Raw genomic sequence first — 24,406 nt, forward strand, 5'->3', positions numbered from 1 at the left:
TAGTCAGTTATCTGAAATATGTGCGACATTGGTGAGTTTTAGATAAAAATAAAGGCACAAGATAGTGCCTTTAGTGGGTTTTATAAATAACTTAAATGGCAATTATTGTGTTTTAAATTGTCCAACTAGTTGCTGTAATTTATGACCCGCGTCATCCAGTTGGCTTACGATAAGTTCAGAGTTTTTATTTTCGCGAATCAAGTCGGTCACAATACTTTGGATAGAACCCATATTGCCGCTTATCTCACCAGTTACTGCATTTTGCTCGGTAGAGGCAGCTGCAATTTGATTAATCTTGCCATTTATTTCGGTTACGGCTTCTGTGACAGAAATGAGGTTATTCGAGATTTGATTTGTCGAACTTACCGCATCATTACAAGATGTCTGACTTTTATCCATCGCTTGAACGGCTTGTGTAACCAAGTTATGTAATTGGTCTAGCATTTCATTAATTTCTAATGTGCTACTTTGAGTACGACTCGCAAGCCCACGAACCTCATCAGCAACAACGGCAAAACCGCGACCTTGTTCACCAGCACGTGCGGCTTCAATAGCGGCATTTAATGCTAGTAGGTTTGTTTGCTCAGCAATATCACCAATCACTTTTAGTACATTGTTAATATTATGCGATTGCTGATTTAGTGCATCAATGTAGCCAGAGGCTTGGGTTACTTCATCTACTAATGTATTTATTGATACTAATGATGTATCCACTTGTTGTTGAGCGATAAGCGCAACATCACTCATTTTTTCAGTACCAGAAGCAACATCGTTTGTGTTCTCTGCTATCTCATTTGCAGCTAGGCTCATTTGTTCAACGGCAGCAACGACTTGTTCAGTCTCGCAATTATGCTCGTTCAGTTTAGCAGTTAAGGCATTAGTTTGATTATGTACATTATGCGCCGTTGTTGTCAGGCTATCTGTCGTCGCTGAAACTTGGGAAATAATGCTTTGTAGTTTATTAGCAAAACGGTTAAATGCTTTTCCAAGTTGTGCAATTTCGTCATTACCTTCAACCACCAGACGTTTGGTTAGATCACCTTCACCATCTGCAATATCATTAAGTGTTTTAACCATACGCTCAACTGGTTTAATGATACGGCTTGTGATCAATAAAATAATCATGGCAGAAATTACGGCTAAAATGATCGAAATAAAAGCGACGGTATTGATACGATCTTTCATATCAGCATGAATCTGTGCTGTGTATTGTTCAACACTGTTATCTATGTCATCTAGATATAAGCCTGTACCAATAAACCATTTATTGTTATTAAGTGTAATCGCATAACTTTCTTTTGGTTGGGCTGGCTGGTTCGCTTTTTTAGGAAAGCTGTATTTAACAAACTGTCCATTATTTTTAGCCGCATTAATTAATACTTTGATGTACGCAACGCCGTTAGCATCCGTCGCGCCAATTTGATCAGTACCTTGAATTGAAGGCTTAAGAGGGTGAGCAACATTTACTCCCTCCATTGTGTAGATAAAAAAGTAACCTGCATCATTGGCTGCAAATCGAATAGGCGTAATAAGTTGGCGGATTTCTACAAGCTGTGTTGCTTCATCACTGTTTTTAGAAATGATATTTTCAATGGCGTGCTTGGTAATAATAACCGCGTCTTTGAGTTCTTGTTGTCTTTCTGAAATAAGCTCTTGCTTATAATGTGCCACATTTTTTGTTAGAGATTGGTTCTCTAAATAGATGACGATACACATCGCTATACCGAGAATAGCGATCATAGGCAATAAGCTTAGTAGTAATAATTTGTGCTTAAGTGTGTTGATCATAATTCCATTTGCCTTATCCATTATTAATCACTGATATGCATACGAGAGCGTTTGCTGTGTAGTATGCACATATAAGTTTATGTAATGATAAGAGAAAAATATTACTGATAGATGTATCTTTGATATTTATTCAATTAATAGTGCGGTTGTTGCAGACTTTTACATTGGGGGGAATAAAAATAAGGGTTGGATCGATAAAAAAATACCTACCAATGAGGTAGGTATTTTTTTAGAGCATGTATTTATTTTTTGTTTTTAAGGTATGTAATTGTGTTTGCCATATCTTGTAAGCTGTCGTGAGCACTTGTATTTACAAGATATTTGCCATTAATCAGGAATGCGGGCACTGATTGTAATGCAGCATTGCGAACGGTATCTTCAGATTGTTGGAGTAGCTTAAAGATTTCAGCTTGTTGTTGTTTTGTTAATTCATACGGACTTTTTAAACCGTTATCATGGAAGATTTTCGATAATGCGACTTTACGTTGCGCATCTGTCATATCTTTTGGTGAGTCTTGTACGAAAGAAAATAACGCTTCTACTAGTTTATGGCTAGGTTCGTTATTCGTTTGAATCATTGCTGCGTAGAAAATAAAAGCCGCTTTTTGCGCGCTTTCATTGAAAGTCACGTGTACTTGATTGATGTTTTTAGTGTTTGTTAATTTTTGAATTTCTGGCAGCATACCTTCCATATTACGGCAGTGCCCACAAGACAGTGAAAAAATCTCTGTGACAGCGGGCATGTTAGGCATAGGGGTTGGAATTATTGAATACTTATCGCCTTCTTGGGGTGTTTTAGAATCAGAACATGCTGTTAATGTTAGTGCTGCTAATAGTACAACGAAGAAAGATTGGTAAATACGTTTCATTGTGGTCTTCTTTATAGAATTAAATAAAGAGTATTATGGCGATAATTAAATAACATTGCATCGTAAAGTTACAAAATAACACCAAATTGTCTAATGTTAGCGTTATTTTGTTGATGAATAAACGTAAAGAAATAGTGTGAATAACTAAGTGAAAAGCCTATGTTGATGGGGTATTATTGCTGGCTTTATTATTGCTGGCTTTATTATTGCTTTGAGTGCTTCAAATGTTTATTGGATTTGATTATGGGACGGCAAATTGTTCAGTCGCAAGAATGGTAAATGGTAACCCCGAACTGTTACCGCTAGAACACAATAATCATTTTATTCCATCAACGTTGTGTGCCCCTACACGAGAGGCGGTATCAGAGTATCTATACCGTTTTATGGGGATATCCCCAACAGACAGTGTTGGAGAGCAAGTATTACGTCGCGCAATGGCTGTTAACCGTGAAGAAGATATTGAAATTTTCCGTGGTGATTTACAGTTTGGTGAAGCCGCACTAAATACCTATTTGTCTGATCCTGAAGAAGTCTATTACGTTAAATCTCCTAAATCTTTTCTTGGTGCCAATGGCTTACGTGACGCGCAGATCAGTTTTTTTGAAGATCTTGTTTGCGCTATGATGGCGAATATTAAACATAATGCAGAGCAGCATCTTCAATCAGATATTACACAAACCGTGATTGGTCGTCCGATCAACTTTCAAGGGACAGGGGGGGAAGCTGCAAATATTCAGGCTGAAAAAATTCTCTCTCAAGCAGCGAAACGCGCAGGTTTTAAAGATGTTTCGTTTCAGTTCGAACCCGTTGCAGCTGGTTTAGAGTTTGAATCAACATTAACTGAGAATAAGACAGTACTTGTGGTTGATATCGGTGGTGGTACTACAGACTGCTCACTCATAGAAATGGGGCCTAAATGGATTAATGAGCAAGATAGAACACAGTCTCTACTTGCACATAGCGGACAGCGTGTGGGTGGGAATGATTTAGACATTCATCTTGCTTTTAAGCAATTGATGCCAGAATTTGGTTTAGGGAGCAGAACTGCACGAGGCATTGATATGCCGTTTAATCAATTTTGGAATCCTATCGCGATTAATAATGTTGCGGCACAAACTGAGTTTTATTCTGAAGCCAATTTACGCGCGTTAGAAAAGTTACGTTATGACGCTGCAGATCCTGCAAAACTAAGCCGCCTTATTCATGTTTATCATGAGACCTTGGGATACCAAATTGTACGACGTGCAGAAGAAGCTAAAATAGCGTTATCTGAGCAAAATAAATATCGTGTTGATATGGCAATAATCAACGACGTATTTGCAGTCGATATTACTGTTAAGCAATTTGCAGAAGCGATCGCAACCCCGACAGATAAGATGCGTGATCTTATCGTGGAAGTGCTAGCACAGAGTAATAAAAAACCAGATGTGGTGTTTATGACGGGAGGAACCGCACGTTCTCCAATTTTGAGGCAGTGTATTGAGCTGCAGTTGCCAGATATTCCTATTGTAAGTGGTAATTTTTTTGGTTCAGTTACTGCTGGATTAGCACGTTGGGCTGAACGTTGTTACCGTTAATTCTAATAAAGTGATAAAAAGGCCTTTGATATGGCCTTTTTATTTGAAAAGAGCTAGGCAGGTTTAGGGGCGTAAGCAGAACACCATCCCTTAGCATTAACAAGCTTACCAGGGAATATTTTACATGGGCGCCATGCCGCGCTTGCATCACCTTCAATAAGCATACAGCTATTACAATTACTGTCACCTTTAGTGGATTCGTTAACATATTTTAGTGCTTTTGCCTGTGGATCATCGGTAGACAAATGTGGAAGTTCAGCCGCTTGGGCCGGTTTTACTAATAGCTTGCTTCCAATACTCAGACCAATAATTCCACCAACAGTCAATTGTAAAAAGCGTCGACGTGAAGATTGATTTTTCATTGCAATGTCCTTTTTTAAGCACATGAGTTTCAACTCATTTAACTTATTAATTATTAAAGTAGGGGATAATCAATAAGTGACCTACGCATCATCTACTACTAATATAGACGAGTGATGGATAAAGCTGATTGTTTAATCTACTTATAGATTAAATCAATATTACGTAAGTAATGTCAAAAAAGATGATTTTTGCTGTGTAAAAGTAAGCAAAGAGTGAAGAATGGGCCTCACAATAGTGAGGCCCATAGATATTCTATTTTATAGTGCTGAAATAGGTTGGCTATTTTCTTGCTTTAATTTTGCGAAAAAAGCCTGTGTTTCAGCAATGACTACGTGGCGTAATACAACGAGACCAATAAGGTTAGGGATAGCCATTAAGCCATTAACAATATCTGCAATTACCCAAATCATATCTAGCTGCATGAAGGCGCCGCCAGCGATAAGTACAAGGAAAAATAACTTGTAAGGTAAAATTGCTTTCACACCGAAAAGGTAAGTAATACAACGTTCGCCATAGTAATTCCAACCTAAAATAGTGGTAAAGGCAAAGAACATTAAGCCAACAGAGACCATTAATGGACCGTAATAGCTCGAATGTAGACCTTCAGCAAAAGCATGGGTTGTCATTGCAGCACCAGCAAAATCAGAAGACCAAGCGCCAGTAACAATCAATGTTAGACCTGTCATCGTACAGATAATGACGGTATCAAAGAAAGTACCTGTCATAGAAATAAGGCCTTGGCGCACACAAGAATCAGTTTGTGCTGCAGCCGCTGCAATAGGTGCGCTACCTAAGCCAGATTCATTAGAGAATACCCCGCGCGCAATACCAGACTGAATAGCAAGCATGATCCCTGCGCCAACAAAACCACCTGTAGCGGCATGCCCTGTGAATGCAGATTCAATAACTAAGCTAATAGCATTTGGAATGGCGTCAAAATTACTCGCTAATACACTGATACAAGCAATGATGTAAAAACCAGCCATGAGTGGAACAACAGTACTTGCAACACTTGAAATGGATTTAATACCACCCAGTGTCACTGTCGCAACCAATACGGTTAAAATAACAACGGTGATTTCTTTCGGTATATTGAAAGAAAGCTGTGCGGCTTCAACGATGGCGTTCGCTTGTGGGAAAGTACCAATACCAAAACATGCAACACCAACAGCAAAAAGTGCGAACAGTTTCGCAAGCCACTTGCTACCCACACCTTTTTCGATGTAGTACATTGGGCCGCCTAAAATTTGGCCGTTACTGTCAACTTCGCGGTATTTTACCGCTAATAAACATTCTGCATATTTCGTTGCCATTCCTAGTACAGCAGCAAGCCACATCCAGAAAAGTGCACCAGGGCCACCAAGTTTAATTGCTGTGGCTACACCAACAATATTACCGGTACCAATTGTTGCAGAAAGGGCAGTACATAGTGCGGCGAAGCTAGAAACATCGCCTTCACCTTTACTATCAGCATCTTTTTTGCCACCAAATACATAGCGCAATGCCAGTGGTAGATAACGGACTTGGATAAAACCAAGACGGATGGTTAAGTACAAACCTGTACCGACTAGTAAGATCAGTAATGGCGGTCCCCAAACAAGACTGTCAAAGGCTTTAAGAAAATTAAAAATTGTATCGTGTAGTGGATTCATTATTCCTCCTTTAAACTTCAAAGGAAGAGATATAGAACAACATAAATGTTGGATGCAGATAATATCTGGTTGCTGCTCTTATCTCCTCTGTCCTTTTGCCTGAGAGTTTCACCCATATAGGGCTTGCTCCTTCGGCGCTCGATTTAACGAGTCTCTCCAGAGGCTCCTCCAACAACAGTCCATACCTATCGTAAAATACGACATGGTGCCTGAAAGATTTACGATTTAATAAATTGAGGGCTCAACTTATTAAAAACGCTTACTTCTTCGGCGGGCGTAAGAGATACCATCATGGTAATTTCTTTTGCCGCTCTCCTGCTGTCTTCATCGGAACTCATATTTCGGATTGCAATGTTAGGGGAATGAAATGTGATTGTCAGCAAAAAAAATGTGCAAACAGTGAAAAAAAGTCTAAATGTGAAAAAAATAAGCGGGTGATGGGGGCAGAAATTTGTTGGTGGACAAAAAACAAGCTTACTTATCGGGAAAGTAAGCTTATTAGTATGTGGGATCAGTTTATATAAACAAGACGTCGTTATTGTTTGAAGTTTTTACTGAGTAATTTTATTAACTCATGGTTGTTATCTGATGTAGCTTCCCAGCCAAAAACGCCACCGAGTTGATGTTTCTTCACATAATCAGCTTTAGCTTGTAACGAACGCTTATCTTCAAAACTAATGTATTCATTTTTCTTTGGGCTAAATAAGACGGCAGCTTCAGCTTTTTCGTCGTAATAGTACTGGTAACCCAATTTTTTATTATTTATTAGATATTTCATAATATCTGAGTAGTTAAAATAACCAGGGTCAGCAATATCTGAACCTTTCTCCATTGTTCCTTTACTACTTAGCCCTTCGAGTCTTTCAGCAGAAGCTTTGTCGACACCTTTCCATCCACGACCATAAAAGGGGCTGCCAATAATGATTTTTTGTCTGTCAACGCCTTGTTTTAATAAAGCGTTTACTTGGTTGTCAACTGACATGTCATCAGGCGTTAAAGGCGTACTATATAAATTGCTATGGTGACCAACCGTAGGACCCCAACTGCCTAAAAAGTCAAAGCTCATTAAGAATATTTGATCGAGATCTTGTGATACTTTTTTCCAATCAATACCGGGTAATGTTTTAGGTGCACCATTTACTGCCGCTGAAAGTTGGTAAGTGCGATTATTTTTTATAGCCAACGTATTTAATTGGGTACGAAGTTCATGAATTAACTTTGTGTATGCAAGACGTTCACTTTCCACATTATCATTGCCTAAGCCTGATAAACCATGTCCACCGGGGTATTCCCAATCGATTTGAATGCCGTCGAAGAAATCATATTTTTGGATTAATTTTATAGCACTATCAACAAATGTTTTTCTGTATTCATCGTTTAACGCGACTGTATGGAAAGGCTCTGATAATGTCCAGCCGCCAAAACTAGGAAGAATAGATAAATTTGGATTTTCGTCTGAAAGTAACTTTAGTTGACCGAAGTTACCACGGTAACTAACTTTACTTGATGTCTTACCTTTTAGTTTCATTTGAAGTGCGGCATAGTCATCTAAGACAATAGCGGTACCTATTGGTTTATCCTTACATTGGGTTTTCATTATTTTTTTTATGTTGTCGGGAGAGGCATCAACAGGTCCGCACACAGCAAGAAAGGCATAAATAACATGCGTTAAATCATTAACAGGAAGCATGTTGGCACTGTAGGGCGTTTTAGGAGTATATACTTTCCAATCTGGATAATAGGCTGCAATAACAGGTGACGAATGCGTTATTGGCTGAGCTGCAGCTTGATTGGAAAAAAAACAACTAACAAGAGTTGCGGTAATAACGGAAAGATAATAATTCCGTGAGAAATAACGCATTGATAGATCCCTAATCGCGAAACATAAATTAATATCAAACAAGTATACTATCGTTGTTTGTTTTTATTGAGTTATGTGATTTGTTATATATTATGACAATGATCACAAAGATACACTAAAACGCAAATTTTATATGTAAAAATTTGTATTAGAAATACGGTATTTGTTTTTTTTTTGCTACAAAGTATTTCTTTTTTTTTTATACTGAATTGTTATTTTAACGGATGTTGGATGGTTCGTTATGTTATAAAGGAATCACTATAAATAACAAATATATGTATATAGTTGATAATTAATTCGGACTAGAACAAAATAGTTATCTCGTTATTAATAATTAAGAATATGTAATATGACTGGATAAATTAGTGTTTATAACCATTATTAGCCATATTAATAAGTATCTAATAATTAATATCTGAGTAAATTAGGAACAATATTATTTTTTGATAAAGGATGATCATTAAAGAATTTTATTAAGAGAATAACCAAACAGGTGATGATGTGATTTGGGTAAATTGTTGTCATAAAGAAAAACATACCAGCACTAAAGATATTCTACTGCAGTATCACAATCTCGTTGATGTATCGCCATTTGAAATACTATCAACAATGACTGGTTTTGAATTAATTTTCATTGAAATACAAGACTCACAATCAAATGGCTTTAAATTATTACGTACCATAAAGCAGCGCTTTCCTGATGTGAAGATTGTTATTGTTTATCATGATTTAGACGCTGAATTGGCTGTGTCTGCTTTGCGATCTGGTGCTGAAGATATTTTATCGAGTAATGCAATCCGTCAAAAAGTTGATGCCTGCTTAACGCGCTTACATACCCATGACGATAATATGATAAATGTTGAAGATATTTCTCAGCGAGAACTTTCGATCCTTCCTGCTTTAACAATTATCGATAAAGATATCAGTGCCCCCTTGCGGGAAGAAGAGTTAGCAAGTGCGTGTCAATTTTCATCGACGTATTTCTCTCGTTTATTTCACAACATAATGGGAGTGACACTCAAGCAGTACATTATTAAAAAGCGGTTAGATTTAGCTTGTGGCCTCTTAAGTTCAGATCAAGAAAAAATATCAGCCGTTGCCTCATCTGCTGGATTTAAAGACGTGTCTTACTTTTCAAGAGTATTTAAAAAGCATATTGGTTGTTCCCCTGGTGAATTTCGTGCCAGTCGTCAAAAAAAATGAATTTTTTTGTAGTAAATTTAATTAATAGTTGCCTAACGAACATCTTCATTGCAGAGTATTTTAACGTCACCGTTACTAATATTCACAATGACAACATACCATGAACTGCTGGGAACAACAGAAGACTTCACAAGAAGTGATATCAAAAAACGTTATAAATTGTTATCTCATCGATTGCATCCTGATAAATCAGGTTCTGTTATTTTAATGCAATTAATCTCGCATGCTTATAATGAAGTATTATGTGGTAATGGTAATAGGCATTGCGAATTAACCCATATTAATCATGAAAAAATATTATTAACAAAGAAGTATGCAGAAAAAGTAAAGCAAGAGTTAGCACTGCAAAAAAGAAAGAATGTTGAGTTAGAACAACAAGTCTTAGAATTAAGAAAAAAATTAGAACATCAATCGTGTGAGAATAAACGATTAACGGAAACGTTAGAAAAGAAACAAAGAAAAAAGATTGTTAGTACAGTGCTGCCTTATGAAAATAAGACGTGGGAAAAAAGATATCGAATAATTAAATATGGATTAGTTATATCTTCTGTTGTATTAAATGTTGGATTAGCAGTTGCCGCAATAACACTTACCAAGTCTAATGTTGTTGATCGTGTAATTTTCAAAAGAGAAAATAGGTTGATAGAGCCATCGGTAGTTCCACAAAAAGTCGCTGTTGAAGAGCTTATTTCCCCTAAGCCAGAATTAACGACATATCGACCGTTGGATCTAACACAAATCGTCGGAGAATGGCGTTTATTCCAACCAATAGATCGGTCACCTTATATTGCTATACGTAATCAAACAGGTTCTTACATTGTGCAGCGCTGTGATCTCCAATTTTATTATTATGCCAATATGACTCAGCAACGAACGGCATTACCCGCTAATTTACGTTTTATGTACCAGCAGCAGAATTTTTTGGTTTATAACATTGCCTATGGAATAGGTTCAGAACGGGATCATTGGGTAAATAGTCTGAGTATTAAAATTAACAAAGAGTATTTTTCTAATACCTCTTTTTTGGATTCTAACAATATAATGAAACAGCACTGTGCTAGGGGGTAGCTTATAAATAAAGCCCAATGTCTCACTTGAAGTGATAACATTGGGCTTTGTTTTATTAGGCCGTTTGTAATGGCATTACATGTTGCTGTTTAGGTTTCATCAATAGTGTAAAAGCTGCAGGCACAAAGTAGAAAGAAAGTAATGTGGTCAATACTGTACCGCCAGCAATGGTGACGGCAAATGGAGGCCAAAAACCACCACCTTCTAACATCAGAGGAATAAATCCACCAACGGTTGTAATCGTGGTTGAGGTTATATGTCGCGTACAACTCATTACGGCAATATGAATGGCCTGTTTATCGCCATTTAATGCATTAGGATCTGCTTTTAGCTCGGAAAGGATGACAATAGCGGCATTTATTGCCAAACCAATTAAACCGAGTAAACCAATAATGACGGTAAAGCCAAACGGATAATTAAACAGCCATACTGAGAGCAGCCCTAACCCTGATGCCATAAAGCCAACGGTGAAAATGATCAAACTTAATCTAAAGGAATTAAATGAAATCACAACCACCATGATCATGAGTGTAAATACCATGGATAAATTGGTGATGAGGTTGCCTACAGATTTATTTCGTTGTGCAGATTCCCCCCCAATTTCAACAGTATATCCAGCAGGTAATGTCGTCATGTATTGATTGAGCTTTACTTTAAATGCATTCAATGCTGTTTGCGGTAAAACACCGGCTTCTAAATAACCTTCAATAACATTAATGCGTTGACCATTTCGATGTGGTATTGCACCACGTGTTGGGGTCAGTGATAGATCAGCAATGGATGAAATAGCAATACCTGAAAACTGCTCACTTGCATGGTTATTAACCACTGGAATATGAAGGTTTGCTAAGTTCGTCATATTTTCGCGAGAGAGGTTATCCACACGAACACGAATAGGGATTGCTTCTGCACCTTCGATAATATTGCCGTTAGTGATCCCAATCAGTGATGCTTGCAAGAGATCTGCGATTTGAGAGAGGTTTAAACCACTTAATTGGCTGGCTTGTTCATTCACATCCACACTGACTTTCGGTAAACCTGATAATAATGTTTCACGGGTATGCGTGACATTTGGCGTACTCGCCATCAATAAGCGGATATCTTCACCAATGGTTTTCAACATATCAAGGTTATTGCCGTATAAACGTACTTCAAGTGGCGCATTAAACGGAGGGCCTTGTTCTAACTTACGTATTAAAATTTGCGCCTCTGGGATCGCTTTATCTAATTGCTTTTGCAGTTTAGGGATCAGCGTATTAGCAACTTTAAAGTTAGTGGTTTTGATCATCGCTTGAGCAAAGTTAGGTGTGCCTTGTTGGTTGGCGACCATGTTGTAGTAAAACGAGGGAAAATTAGTCCCAATTAACCAATTAACTTGTTCGATATCCTTATATTCTTTAAGTAAGTGATCGATTTTTTTCGTGGTTGCTTCTGTTGCATTGATACTCGCTTGTGGCGGTAAAAACACTTGGATCTCGAACATATCACGATCAGAAGGTGGGAAAAATTGTTCGGTTAACTGAGATGCACTCCAGATACCAACAAAAGGTAATACTGACATTGTAATGAGCGCTAATAACGGACGCTTAATTGCCATTTTTACGGTATTGCCAAATGCATTGGCAAGCCATGGTAGGGTTAAGCCTGTTTGGTACCATTCATTATGTTGGGTTTGTTTAGGAAGCCAACGCGCTGCAAATCCTGCAACCAGAGTATGAGCAATAAGATAAGAACCGATCAGAGAAAAAGATACGGTGATAGCAATAGCACCTACAAATTCACCAGCAGGACCTGGCATTAGGAAAATAGGGGCAAAGGCAAGAATGGTTGTTAGTGTTGAACCGAGTAATGGTATCCATAAATGCTGAATAGCTTTTAAGGCTGCATCGATTCGTTCAAGACCTTTCTTACGATAATGTTGAATAGTATCTACCATTACAATCGCATTATCGACCATGATCCCAAGCGCAACAATCAACCCCGTTACCGACATTTGGTTCATCGGTAACCCAGTAAAATGCATTAAAGCGAGGGTGAATAAACAAGTAAGTGGTAATGATAGTGCAACAATAAACGCAGATCGGATCCCAAGCGTAATAAATAATACGATTAAGATGAGCGAGAAGCCGAGCAATAAATTGTGGGCTAAGTCAGTAAGTCGAACTTGGGTATAACCTTGCTGCTCAAAGATACGATTGAGTTTTATATTACTCGGAAGCTCTTGTTCAAATTGAGACAGAAAGTGATTAACGTTTTTTGTCCACTGATCAACGCGTAGATGAGGCTGCATACGCGCAGCAACAATAACAGCGAGCTTTCCATCGATAACAGCTATCTCAGCTGCTGGGTTTGTTTGCTGACGTTGAATGGTGGCGATATTTTCTAACCGCACAAGATGACCGTTACTATCAATAGTGATAGGTACTTGTCTGATACGGTCGAGTGAGTCTAAAGAATCGGCAATTTCTAAACTAAATCGACTTTGTCCATTTACCAGTTCACCGGCAGCATTTTTTGCATCTGCACCTTGTATGGCAGAAGAAATAGAAATGGCTGAGCGTCCTAATGCACTAACGGCAACAGGATCAATTTTTACCACCACTTCTTCTTCGGGTAAGCCATATTCATCAACAAACTCTGTACCATTAAGTGCACGTAGGCGGTTACCTAGTTCAATGGCATAACGGCGTAGAGTGAGTAAATCTGTGGGAGAGCGACCTTGCCAAGTAAGCGCGGTAATGACGGTAAAGGCATAAGAATGATCGCTGTCTAAATTAGGAACAGAAGCACCTTCTGGTAGGTTCGGTGTGATATCAGAGAGTTTATCTCTTGCATCAGACCATACTGGTTCTGAATCGGTAACGCTGTCTTTTAGTTCTATACTGACAAGCGAAATACCCGGACGAGAAACCGATGTAATGTTATTAATATCATCTATTTGTCGTAGTTTATTTTCAATTTTCTCGGTAACGAGCGCTTCAACACGTTCAGCCGTTGCCCCCGGATAATGGGTTATAATTGAAGCGTTACGATTATTAATAATTGGGTCTTCAGCTCTTGGCAACGAAGATAAAGCAGAAAGACCACTCACGATCAATAAAGCGACAGCCAAAACCAGTAGGCGGGTATTAGAAAGAATACGTTTCATTTTAAGCCCCATTATCATCAGTTAATGCTGGCTTGGTGGCTGTTTTTTGTTTCGGTGTTACGCTTGGGGTTATGGTTACGATTTGGCCTGGTACTAAACGATGTAATCCTGTTGCGATAATCTGTTCGCCTTCATCAACGGCACCTTGGATATAGGCTTTATCATTTGCAGCATAGAGGAGTTGTACTGAGCGTCGTTCAACTTCCGGCCCCGCACCATTTTCAACAACCGCAAAAATATTCCATGTACCGCGTATACCGTCAGTTAACGCTGATAAGGGAACCCAAAATCCTGCTTGCTGTTGTGTATCGTTGTAATTGAGATACGCTAATTCACCATTAATAACATTGGCATTCGTTGGCAATGAAAAACGGAAATTTATTGCACGACTATTAAGGTTCACGGTAGCACCCGGATTGAGCAAAGTGACAGGGTATGTATCTTTACCCACCCGTACTGTCCATGTTTTTTGTTGGGTCACGCCTTGTACCTTGTCGATAGGAATACCGATATGTACTTCTTTGTTTTTATTCGCCAGTAGAGTAACAGTAGGAGAGCCTGCGTTTACAACATCGCCATGGGAAACATGACGGGCGCTGATGACCCCACTGTAGGGAGCAATAATGGTGGATTTCACTAACCGTAGTTGGTTTGCTGCAAGGGTCGCTGAGAGTTGACGATAGTTCGCTTGAAGCTCTTTACGTTGGCTTGTCAGGCTATCTATGTCCGATGCCGCGCTAAAGCCTTTGGATTTGAGTGATTTTTGGCGTTTTAAATTAGCATTAACTAACTCAAGTTGCGCTGATATTTGAGCTTGTTGGGCTTTTAATTGGTCGGCTTCAGTGGCAAGTAATAAAGTATCGAGCGCTAAAAGAGGATCACCTTGCTGAACTGTGTCACCCACATTGACATAAATACTGTCAATTTTACCGCCGAGTTCAAAGCCAAGGTTTGCCTGTTGACCTGCTTGAACAAATCCAACGTATTCACGCTCAATCGCAAACTCTTGTTGTTGCTTGAGTTGATGAGTGTCTACACTAAGCAGTTGTAATGATGCTTTATTTTCTTCTTTTGCTGGCGCATCACACCCAGTTAGCGTAGCAGTGCTCATTATCACATATAACGCTAAAGAAGATTTGGTTATCCGTTGCATTAATGGCTATCCTAATATTAAACTAGACTGGCAAGTCCATATGACTAAAAAGTATACCATTCAAACTAGACTGTCTAGTTTGAATGCGTGTATTTATGTAAATAATTAGCATTTATGTGCTCGTAGGTGGAAAATTGCTAACAGCAAGAAGTCAATTAAAGAAACAACAAATATTAGATGCGGCGACTGAGCTCTTTACTCAACATGGTTATGCGATTTCTATGGATAGCATTGCATTGGCTGCGAATGTTTCTAAACAAACGGTTTATGCGCATTTCAAAACTAAAGATGATCTGTTTGAAACGTGTATTCGTGCTAAATGCATGGAAAGCCAGATGGATAAATTGCCATTAGATGATAGAAGAAAGCCACGAGATGTATTGTGTGATTTTGCTAAACGTTTTCAAACGATTTTACGAACAGAAGAAGCTATTTTGACCTATAGAACAGCGATTCGTCAGTTAGAATCGCATCCTGATCTGGCTAAAGTGTTTGTTTCTGCCGGACCTGAAACGACTATTGAAATGTTGGCTCAATACTTATCTGTTCAACAGCAACAAGGTGTGTTGAATTTTTCAATTTCAGCCTCTGACGCAGCGATGCAGTTATTATTAATGTTGCATGGTCGAATGGTATTTTTAGCGCAACTAGGTCAACCTTGTGATATGACAGAGCAAGAAAATGATGCTTATATTGAAAGCTGTGTTGATTTATTTATGACAGGTTACGCCGCAAAAAAGTAACGATAAACGATTGAGAAGGGATTTAATCAATGGATATTAGTAAATACAAAGCAGTCATTTTTGATATGGATGGAACCTTAGTGGACTCTATGCCAGCTCATATTTATGCTTGGCAACTCACGTGTGAAGCGCACAATATTCCTTTTGATCTCGATTGGTTTTATACCATGGGCGGTTCACCAACCTTAAATACGGCAAAAGCTCTCATTGAAAAATATCAGTTAGATGTAGATCCTGTTTATCTTGCTGAATCAAAACTCCATCACTTTGATGATATTACACATAAAGGTGAGGTGATAACGGGGACTTTCGAGGTATTGAAACAAGCAAAATCGAAAGGTATTCCAACTGCAATAGGGACGGGATGTCAGCGTCGCCACACTGAAGAAATTTTAACCAGTGCAGGCTTAATGCCGTATCTTGATGCTATTGTCACTGCCAATGATGTTACACAGCATAAACCGCTTCCTGAAACGTTCTTATTAGCGGCACAAAAATTAGGTATTGCAGTACAAGATTGTGTGGTGTTTGAAGATACCGAATTAGGTTGCCAAGCAGCTAAATCGGCAGGCATGGACTGTTATTTAGTCGCTGGTGGAGAAATGAAAGAATTCCGCCCTGCAAATATGTAGTGTTAACTGAAGATCAGTTATGCTTGCGCGCCTACTCGCTTAATACCGACGATTATGACCGATAAAAAATCAACGCATCAACGTGGAACACATAAACCACACCCGAATAAAGGCCAGCCTTACACTATTTCTGAAACGCGATTTTGGTGCCAGCGTTTAGCAAAAACAACCATCAGAGCACTACATATTTTAGGGGTTGCAGTATCTAGTGCTGGTTTTATGTTCGCTGTTGATAAAGCACTTTGGATCAATTGGTGGGTTTTAGCCATGATGAGCGGTGTTACCATGATGTCGCTAGAAATTTATCGTTCAAAACTATGGCTCATTCAGCTTAAAGGTATTTTAACCTTTGTTAAATTATTCATGTTGTTATCTATTATTTGGCTTCCAGCACATCAAGCACATATCTATATAGCAGTGATTTTACTTTCAGTATTTATTGCCCATGGTCCAGCGGGATTACGTCATTATTCTATCTGGCACCGTAAACGCATTGATGAGAAAAAACAGTTGAATGGATAGATTATTACAACTGTTCTTATAGCAATAAAAGCAAGGATGCTGAATTAGACTTACACTAATAGGAGCGAGTGTGTTGTTATCAATAGGAAGGCATTATGGGACAACGCCACATTGTATTTTATTCTATTGTCATCACTATAATTGCTCTTGTTGTGTTTGCGTTAAGGGAACAAGAAGTACATCAACAAAGTATGGAAGAAAAGTTAGCCTCCGCGATAAAAAAACAGATCTTACCCTCAGATAAAACCTTACCTAATACTGACCAGAAACTACCTTATTACCTCTATGGGCGAGCGGATTTAAATAATAACGGTAAAGACGAAACCTTTGTACTTATGCAGAGCGAACGTTATTGTGAGAAAGATGAGTGTAAGGCCTATTTATTTGATGACCAATATCAATTAATGGCAAAGTGGGAAAAAATTCAGCAACCCGTATTGGTGGGTAATGATATGAGTAACGGTTGGAAAGATATTTTATTAACATCTGACAATCAAACGTATCTCATTAAATATGTAGATAAAACCTATAATGAAAATATAACGACAGCTGCTAAACATACGGATAAAGCACAAGCATTAGAAGCCGTAGGATTAGCAATAAACAGTGAATATTATCAAGCGAACGGGACGAATTTAGAGCTTGATTACAACCAGCCGATTTTTGATTGTCAAACCTGCTATTTATTTAGTTATGAAGAACTTGATAATGCTAACAGTCAGCAACATTACTTAGCAGTGAATGTTGCGACTGGCAGTGTTAGAAGGGTGAATGACTCTCAAAATAAACAGTGAAAGTAGATTTTTCTGAACGGTAAACCTAGCTTATTTTAATGGAAATGCTTGTTGATAACATAGCCACAATTCTAATTGATTAATATCTTCTTCAATTAATGAACATAGCATATCAGCCGAATGTTCATAATTATCCGTATCAATATCAATAGGTTGATCTATCTCATATCGTTGTGGGAATCGTTTTTCAATGTCAGAAAGCTGTTTAATCCACTTCTGGGTATAGTTATTATCATCAGGAGTATTCAGTCCAAGCTTGGTTGCTAATAAAAGTGAATCACTTAAACGGCGTAAGATAACCAACAAACTCTTCCAATCTTGAGAGGTACGAGGGCTAAGATTTGGTTCTTTTAGTAAATTAAATATCTCAGCTTTAAGGGCATAATAATTATCCTGTGCTTTGTACAGGTTTAGTTTCTGCTCAAACAGTGGCTTATTGAGTACTGTTACATACAAAATCTGTGAGCGTATCATGCGTGCAATATAGAGATCTAACCAACGCATTGTCCAACTCGGCGCGACAAAATAATTAATAGAAAAGGCAATGGTTACACCAAATAAGGTATCAATAATACGATAAAACGTCACATAGGTATTATCCGGTGAGAGTAAGCTGATAGAGAATACAATCATCGATGTTAACCAGAATACGTGAATGTCATAGCGCTCTTTATGGTATGTCGTAAAAGCAAAAAAGACAGAGATGCTAGTTAGTATAATCAAGTGTTGATTTGGAAAAAAATATAAGCATACAAAGCTATATAAACCGCCTAATGCAGTACCATAAAAACGATGCCAAATGCGGTGGTTAGTTACACCTATTGACGAGGTGAGTAATACAATAAAGGCTGTTAATGAAATCCAATAACCTTGAGGGATTTGATAGAAAATCGTTAAAAATTGCGTAATCGCTAATGTAATGGCTATTTTACCACCGTGTCGCCATTCTTTAGATTTAAGATGTAAAGCATGCTTAAAATTACGTAAAAAGGACACCGTATCTGAGGTGAAAAGATAAATATTTTTACTGTAATCGAGTGTAGAAAAGGTTGAGAAATTATAACAGCGCTTAAGTTGTTCTAATAAATCGACAATGTATTGGTTGTTTTTATGCTCGTTGACATCAAAGATCGCTGTAATTTGCTGGTGGTGTTTGATTTCTCTCGCAGCTTGCTCAATCCAATTAGATAAACGGCTGCGCGTATTTTCTTGTAAATTGAAACTTAAAATACGCTCAAGACTAATTACATATTCAGCAACTTCAAGTGAACGTTGTAAATCCATACGCACTTGTTCAGTTCGTTTAACTGAAGTAATTGAATTGCTGTAGTAAGCGACTTTGTGCGCGCATAAATAAAATTGCTGTCGTTTCTCTTCTAGAACAGATTCATCATCGGTTAAACGGACTGTATTTAGCCAGTCAGCAAGAGTAAACGTCACTGAGTGTATATGGTTTTGTAAAATACGTCCTTTGAAAAAAGGCCATAAGATCAGTGACGTTAGTATTACACTGCCTGCGGCAAACAGGTTCGCGAACAGAATGATGAAAAAGGAATTTTCGGTGCTCGCAAAATGAATGGACATAATGTAAGTGAAACCAAAATTATAACCAAACGAACGAATATGCGGACGTTGGTTAGACATCAAGCCATATACAATTGCAATGCTACATAATGTAATGGCGCTAAGCCATAAGTTATCAAAGACACTAAAAGCGAGGTAGGTTGATAAAGCGGTTAAAAGCACTGAGATCAATAAGATTTGTAAGCGCTTTAAATAGGGGAGATCGCGCGCTTGAGTGCCGAGTAGCCAAGCGGTGATGAGTCCTGATATTCCAGCAGCGGTAAAACCAAAAAAATAGAATAAGCCGAGTGACATCACCATAGGAATGGTAATGCGAATAGAGTCAGGTATATCTGCCGCATTAGAAAACCAACGAGACCATAGAGAGCGAAGAGAGTGCTTTTTCATTAGTTACAGTACAAACGCAAGAAATATAGAGATGAGTTAGTATAAAACTAACGGAATTCGTAAGAGGTATATTATAGCGTAATGTATGCCCATGAAAGAGGCTTTACAAGAGGATTCTCAGTATAAGGCTTATTTAGTGCTTATTAGTTAAATATTGCTGAATATAGCAGCAAATAAATGCAATAAAGCCCTTGTGTTAAGGGCTCTAGAAAGTGGCGACATTAAGCTGATTTTAAGAGTAGTTGGCCAAGGTAGTTCATCGAAAATGCAGCATCTTGCGCTGCGGTATTAACTTTAGCGATGTATTTCTCTGCTCGTTCTGGATCATCTTTTAGGCTAGCTTTGATCTTGCTGATCATTTGCTCTGCCATTTCAGTCTTTTGCTTACAATCATTAAATAGCGCAGAAATAAAAGAAATTTCAATTTCTCCGCCTTTTGCGAACAACTCAGCGGCAATGTTATAAACTGTATGGAATTTGTTCGCAGCATCTTTTTTATCTGCTTCCACTTCCGATTCCCATTCAGATGACCAAGTCTTAAAAATAACGGCAATCTGCGAATTAGCGGCGATTTTAATTTGTTGCATATTGAGTTCCTAGCGTTGTTCGATAAAGCATAATAATTCAGCTTAATTACGGATAAAAGCCTTTCTTACCGAAAAGCAAAATCGATGGTAGATCTCTTTATGCTTTGTTTTATTGTTAGCCATATTTACTATTAACAACCAATTATCAGCGGATTTACATCACATTATTTATCTAAATTTGCACTTTCTTGTCATTTCTATTGCGAAAAAGCTTGCTTGCGACACTGTAACGTTTTAGCTTGAAGTTAGCCGATAATTTATATTAATGGCTGAAAGCTAAGGAGGAACTTATGATTCAAGTGAACTTCGATTTAGCAAAAACGGCGTACAATAAAGTGCTTAAATACCCATTTGGAGGTGAATTAGAGCAGCATGAATATTTAGCACTCCGAGTATTTCGTTGGGATCTCGCTCGTGCTGGAATGCAAATCGATCGTGCGTTTGATTTGCGCTTAAAACGGTGCGGTTATCGAAATATTGCTACGCAGCCAGCTAAAGCACATCGACCATTGCCTGCTTGTGTTATTGATAAGATGAGCGAGGCGTGGAAATTTCAAAACGGTTATATCTAATGTTTTATTCTCTTCAATAGTGGCTAAAGAAATAAACTTTCTTTAGCCCTTTTTCGTATTGTTGACTAATTAGCTAAATAATTAATTGATAAATAGAAGGGAAACAGCATGCAAGTGGTTAGTAATAATCGTTTTATTTTACGACTTATTTTATTAATAAGTTCGATCCTTTTTACTTCTCTTGTTACAACATCAGCGAATGCTTCAAGTTGCCCAATGCTCTATCAACATCCTTTAAAGAAACTCAATAGCGATGAGTATTATGATTTTTGCCAGCAATTGACTGGCAAAGTGGTATTAGTGGTGAATACGGCTAGCCAATGTGGTTTTACACCTCAATTTAAACAGCTGGAAGAATTATATAAAAGGTATAAAGACAGGGGATTGGTGGTTATTGGTTTTCCATCTAATGACTTTAAGCAAGATAGAGGCAGCGATCAGCAAACGGCTAATATCTGCTATAGCAATTATGGCGTAACGTTTCCTATGATGACAAAAACAAGTGTTAAGGGAAGTAAGGCCAATCCATTCTATAAACATTTAATCGCACAGTCTGGTAAGTCGGTTGGGTGGAATTTCCAAAAGTATTTATTAAATAAACAAGGTCAAGTAGTCGGCGTATTTCCATCAAGTCTATCACCAACAAATGATGAAATGGTTGCTGCAATTACGCAACAATTGAAGATGTAATACCGGAGATTAGAAAAGAAAAAAGCCAGTATTGAATATCAATACTGGCTTTTAAAAACGCTTATAGATTATTTAGTGAAATGGTTGCCGTGTTTACGGCGCGCTTTCGCAATGGTATCTGGGTGCCATGCACCGTCAAGATCTTCAAGCTCTGGGAATTTAGAACGGTCAAACTCAGGCGTTTTTCCTTGTTTTATCTGATGCTCGTAATCTTTAATAACGCGGATAGCTAATTTTGATAAGAAAATTAGCGCTACGATATTAACAAATGCCATTAAGCCCATGGATGCATCAGCTAAGTTCCATACCACAGGTAGAGAAGCGACTGAGCCAAACATCACCATACCTAGTACACACAAGCGGAAAAGCATCAGACCTTTTTTGGTATTACCATTTAGGAACATGATATTTGTTTCAGCGTATGAGTAGTTTGCAATAATTGATGAAAAACAAAATAACAAGATTGCTGCGGCAATAAAGTATGTTGTCCAGTTACCTAATTCGTTAGACAGTGCGGTTTGTAATAAGCTAATACCTTGACCCGCATTTGGCATATCCATCACACCAGAAAGCATGATCATCGCAGCAGATGCAGTACAGATAACAATAGTATCAACAAATACACCTAGCATTTGTACAAAGCCTTGTGAGGCAGGGTGGTTAGGGTTTGGTGTTGCACTTGCTGCGATATTAGCAGCCGAGCCCATACCCGCTTCATTTGAGAACAAACCACGTGCAATACCGGTTTGCATTGCTTGTGAAATTGTAAATGCTACACCGCCTGCAGCCGCTTCTTGCCAGCCAAATGCACTCTTCACAATAAGAGAAAGAACAGCAGGGATTTCTGTGATATTCATTATTACGACGATAACAGCAATAGCGAGGTAACCAATTGCCATCACAGGAACAATTTTAGCTGATGCTGAAGCAACACGGCGAAGACCGCCCATAATAAAGAAAGCAGAAAAGATGACGAGTACGATACCTTGAGTTGTTTCATTAAAACCAAAAGAGTGGTGAAGCGCATCTGTAATCGTATTTGCTTGAACTGCGTTAAATACAAAGCCAAACGCGATAATTAAGCAGATAGAAAATAGCGTTCCCATCCAACGCTTGCCTAAGCCCTTTTCCATATAATAAGCAGGGCCGCCACGATATTGACCATCAACGTCTTTTACTTTGTATACTTGCGCAAGAGTGGATTCAATAAACGCGGTTGCCATACCAAATAAAGCTATAACCCACATCCAGAAAATAGCACCAGGTCCACCAATGCTTAAGGCTACTGCAATACCTGCCATATTACCGGTACCAACACGCGCCGCCATTGATGTACAAAATACTTGGTATGAACTGATTCCATTTTCAAGTTCACGGCCACTTCTAAGCACCTTAATCGCATGTCCGAATTGACGGATTTGTATAAAACCTAAACGTAGAGAGAAATAAATACCCACGCCTACGAGTAAATACACTAATACCTGTCCCCACAGTACACCATTGATTGAACCAATGATTGCTAACAGACTATCGTTAATAGTTGTAAGCAAATTTTCATTCGTAGAATTCATAATTTTTCCTGTAAATAAAACTTAATCATCAAGATAATTAAGTGAATAGGAACATTCATATTTAGTGAGTGTTCTTAATTTATCGGCTTGTATGATGGTATTTTTTATAATTAATATGAATGAATATTCTATAGTGAACATATCACAACCATCTCACCGACTTAGCTGCTCTAAAGGCGATGAAAGGTAGCACGAATCACTAAAAATCCAAGTGGGTTTATATCACAAAAAAAGAATCAATTCTATGTAACGCGTTACATTTCGCTGTGTGTTACAGTGTTTTATTTATTTTAATCAATTAGTTATATTTTTGTATGCGGTGATAGTGAACTTACTCAAATAAACACTGTGCATTATCACAGGTTAAGAATATTCGAGCGATTTAAACTTTTTAAGTGGCATTTTATTTTTTTATAACGCGCGAGATAAGAGAATTAACAGTAGATTGAGAGGAGTGTAAATGGAGATAAATAGTCATATATATGATTATATTGAATGACATTTACATTGTATAAGAATATACATGTGAAGAGTAAGGGATAAACAATGTTTATCCCTTTTATATTATTTACCAGAATCTTCGATATAAATTATTTTACGGCAGTTTCCGTAAAACGCTCTGCCTTTTGGACCAGAATTAAGTAAATCAACAATAGGTTTACTCAAATCGATATCTTTTCCTAAATTGAGGCGTACTTCATTGAGGTATTTACCCTGAGTACAAGATAGACTGATACGATCAACGGCATTGTTACCAAAGCTGGCAACGAGTTTCTTCTTGAAACTAGATACAGAAACGTTACGACCTATATTGTCTTTAATAAATAAGCCAATAGGAGAGGCGTCTACTTTTTCAACCAGCTTTGTTGCTGTTATAAAGTAGTCGTTAGCATCACGCGTTTGACAAGTACCATGTTTCTTCCACTCATATTCACCAAACTTTGTTTGGTAATAGAAGTTAGGCATCCACGGTGCAATTTGGTTTATGGTATTACGAGAAAGGTCTAATCGAGCGTAACGATCACAGTAACCATAGGTGGTTCCGCAACTGGCTTTATTCGGCCACAAGCCATGCAATGTTAGGTTGGTGATTTTTAACTTACCATCGTTAATTGCATTACATTCAGGCTTTGTACCTTTATAGCGAAAGTGTTCACAAAAACCTGGCTGCCAAGTAAGTGCTAAGACATAAGAATCAAAATCTCCCACAGTGCTGCAACTTTTACGAGAGTTCGAATATTTGTTGTCATGCTTTTTGACGGGGGCGCTGATGCTTTGGCTTAAATCCACAGTACCGCAATCTTTACTTACCCAGCGAACAGCAGGTTTAGCATCTGGCACAAGTATATGAACCCAGCGATAATCGCGTTCATTGAGTGCCTTTATTTGATATTGTTTACCGACGACAAGTTTAGTGTCGTCAGGGTTCGTTTGCTTACGAAAGGATTGGAAGGCTTCGCAATTTTGTGTTGCTGTAAAACCACCAGATGTGGCAATAGAGGCATAAGAGCCAAAACTAGAGAAAGAGAAAAGTGTACCTAAGCAAAGCGCTGTTAGTGTTTGTTGATGTTTACGCACAGTAAAACCTATAACAAAGATGATATGGCGCTAACTATAGTCTATTATTTTATAAACCTTAATA

The 24,406-nt window shown here is 38.1% G+C and carries 20 protein-coding genes and 1 riboswitch; of the genes, 9 read left to right on the forward strand and 11 right to left on the reverse strand.

Annotation, left to right across the window (positions count from 1 at the left end; genetic code table 11):
• Window positions 1–102 precede the first annotated feature (102 nt).
• On the reverse strand, window positions 103–1,788 hold the full coding sequence (locus C9J38_RS03370; protein WP_107205862.1) for a methyl-accepting chemotaxis protein: 1,686 nt from the start codon (window positions 1,786–1,788) through the stop codon (window positions 103–105).
• Between the two features lie 242 nt (window positions 1,789–2,030).
• Window positions 2,031–2,657, reverse strand: coding sequence for a thiol:disulfide interchange protein DsbA/DsbL (locus tag C9J38_RS03375; RefSeq protein ID WP_107205863.1), 627 nt, complete (start codon window positions 2,655–2,657; stop codon window positions 2,031–2,033).
• Between the two features lie 224 nt (window positions 2,658–2,881).
• Here C9J38_RS03375 and yegD point away from each other — a divergent pair, with 224 nt between their 5' ends.
• Window positions 2,882–4,234 (forward strand): molecular chaperone, encoded by a 1,353-nt coding sequence (gene yegD, locus C9J38_RS03380; RefSeq protein ID WP_107205864.1) that lies wholly within the window; start codon window positions 2,882–2,884, stop codon window positions 4,232–4,234.
• 53 nt (window positions 4,235–4,287) lie between these two features.
• On the opposite strand, the gene C9J38_RS03385 is transcribed toward yegD, so the two are convergent.
• The 3 genes from C9J38_RS03385 to C9J38_RS03395 form a co-directional block, all read right to left on the reverse strand.
• Window positions 4,288–4,596 (reverse strand): high-potential iron-sulfur protein, encoded by a 309-nt coding sequence (locus C9J38_RS03385; protein ID WP_107205865.1) that lies wholly within the window; start codon window positions 4,594–4,596, stop codon window positions 4,288–4,290.
• 258 nt (window positions 4,597–4,854) lie between these two features.
• On the reverse strand, window positions 4,855–6,249 hold the full coding sequence (locus tag C9J38_RS03390; RefSeq protein WP_107205866.1) for a sodium:alanine symporter family protein: 1,395 nt from the start codon (window positions 6,247–6,249) through the stop codon (window positions 4,855–4,857).
• 77 nt (window positions 6,250–6,326) lie between these two features.
• Window positions 6,327–6,419, reverse strand: a riboswitch (glycine riboswitch).
• Window positions 6,420–6,784: 365 nt separating this feature from the next.
• Window positions 6,785–8,110, reverse strand: coding sequence for a glycoside hydrolase family 18 protein (locus tag C9J38_RS03395; RefSeq protein ID WP_107205867.1), 1,326 nt, complete (start codon window positions 8,108–8,110; stop codon window positions 6,785–6,787).
• 501 nt (window positions 8,111–8,611) lie between these two features.
• On the opposite strand from C9J38_RS03395, the gene C9J38_RS03400 reads away from it, so the two are divergent.
• Window positions 8,612–9,313, forward strand: a complete 702-nt coding sequence (locus tag C9J38_RS03400) for a DNA-binding response regulator (protein WP_107205868.1) — start codon at window positions 8,612–8,614, stop codon at window positions 9,311–9,313.
• 87 nt (window positions 9,314–9,400) lie between these two features.
• A complete protein-coding gene (locus tag C9J38_RS03405) occupies window positions 9,401–10,381 on the forward strand; it encodes a DnaJ domain-containing protein (protein WP_107205869.1) in 981 nt (326 codons plus the stop codon).
• Between the two features lie 55 nt (window positions 10,382–10,436).
• Here C9J38_RS03405 and C9J38_RS03410 read toward each other — a convergent pair whose 3' ends face one another.
• Both C9J38_RS03410 and C9J38_RS03415 read right to left on the reverse strand, forming a co-directional pair.
• Complete coding sequence (locus C9J38_RS03410; protein WP_107205870.1) at window positions 10,437–13,529, reverse strand: efflux RND transporter permease subunit; 3,093 nt, start codon at window positions 13,527–13,529, stop codon at window positions 10,437–10,439.
• 1 nt (window position 13,530) lies between these two features.
• Window positions 13,531–14,682, reverse strand: coding sequence for an efflux RND transporter periplasmic adaptor subunit (locus C9J38_RS03415; RefSeq protein ID WP_107205871.1), 1,152 nt, complete (start codon window positions 14,680–14,682; stop codon window positions 13,531–13,533).
• Window positions 14,683–14,816: 134 nt separating this feature from the next.
• Here C9J38_RS03415 and C9J38_RS03420 point away from each other — a divergent pair, with 134 nt between their 5' ends.
• The 4 genes from C9J38_RS03420 to C9J38_RS03435 all read left to right on the forward strand — a co-directional run bounded on the left by C9J38_RS03420 (window position 14,817) and on the right by C9J38_RS03435 (window position 17,373).
• Window positions 14,817–15,425, forward strand: coding sequence for a TetR/AcrR family transcriptional regulator (locus tag C9J38_RS03420; RefSeq protein WP_107205872.1), 609 nt, complete (start codon window positions 14,817–14,819; stop codon window positions 15,423–15,425).
• A gap of 29 nt (window positions 15,426–15,454) precedes the next feature.
• Window positions 15,455–16,057, forward strand: coding sequence for an HAD family phosphatase (locus C9J38_RS03425; RefSeq protein ID WP_107205873.1), 603 nt, complete (start codon window positions 15,455–15,457; stop codon window positions 16,055–16,057).
• Window positions 16,058–16,111: 54 nt separating this feature from the next.
• On the forward strand, window positions 16,112–16,579 hold the full coding sequence (locus C9J38_RS03430) for a hypothetical protein (RefSeq protein WP_107205874.1): 468 nt from the start codon (window positions 16,112–16,114) through the stop codon (window positions 16,577–16,579).
• Between the two features lie 95 nt (window positions 16,580–16,674).
• A complete protein-coding gene (locus C9J38_RS03435) occupies window positions 16,675–17,373 on the forward strand; it encodes a hypothetical protein (RefSeq protein ID WP_107205875.1) in 699 nt (232 codons plus the stop codon).
• Between the two features lie 30 nt (window positions 17,374–17,403).
• Here the strand turns inward: C9J38_RS03435 and C9J38_RS03440 are convergent, their stop codons facing one another.
• Together C9J38_RS03440 and C9J38_RS03445 are read right to left on the reverse strand one after the other, a co-directional pair.
• On the reverse strand, window positions 17,404–19,344 hold the full coding sequence (locus tag C9J38_RS03440) for an FUSC family protein (RefSeq protein ID WP_107205876.1): 1,941 nt from the start codon (window positions 19,342–19,344) through the stop codon (window positions 17,404–17,406).
• Between the two features lie 221 nt (window positions 19,345–19,565).
• Window positions 19,566–19,931 (reverse strand): hypothetical protein, encoded by a 366-nt coding sequence (locus C9J38_RS03445; RefSeq protein ID WP_107205877.1) that lies wholly within the window; start codon window positions 19,929–19,931, stop codon window positions 19,566–19,568.
• Between the two features lie 290 nt (window positions 19,932–20,221).
• Here C9J38_RS03445 and C9J38_RS03450 point away from each other — a divergent pair, with 290 nt between their 5' ends.
• Together C9J38_RS03450 and C9J38_RS03455 are read left to right on the forward strand one after the other, a co-directional pair.
• Complete coding sequence (locus C9J38_RS03450) at window positions 20,222–20,503, forward strand: hypothetical protein (protein WP_005367462.1); 282 nt, start codon at window positions 20,222–20,224, stop codon at window positions 20,501–20,503.
• Between the two features lie 108 nt (window positions 20,504–20,611).
• A complete protein-coding gene (locus C9J38_RS03455; RefSeq protein ID WP_107205878.1) occupies window positions 20,612–21,193 on the forward strand; it encodes a glutathione peroxidase in 582 nt (193 codons plus the stop codon).
• A gap of 68 nt (window positions 21,194–21,261) precedes the next feature.
• Here the strand turns inward: C9J38_RS03455 and C9J38_RS03460 are convergent, their stop codons facing one another.
• Entirely contained in the window at window positions 21,262–22,764 is a 1,503-nt protein-coding gene (locus C9J38_RS03460; protein ID WP_107205879.1) for a sodium:alanine symporter family protein, read from the reverse strand.
• 564 nt (window positions 22,765–23,328) lie between these two features.
• Complete coding sequence (locus tag C9J38_RS03465; RefSeq protein ID WP_107205880.1) at window positions 23,329–24,342, reverse strand: ribonuclease T2; 1,014 nt, start codon at window positions 24,340–24,342, stop codon at window positions 23,329–23,331.
• Window positions 24,343–24,406 lie beyond the last annotated feature (64 nt).

Source organism: Photobacterium sp. GB-210 (genome assembly GCF_003026075.1).
Classification (GTDB): domain Bacteria; phylum Pseudomonadota; class Gammaproteobacteria; order Enterobacterales; family Vibrionaceae; genus Photobacterium.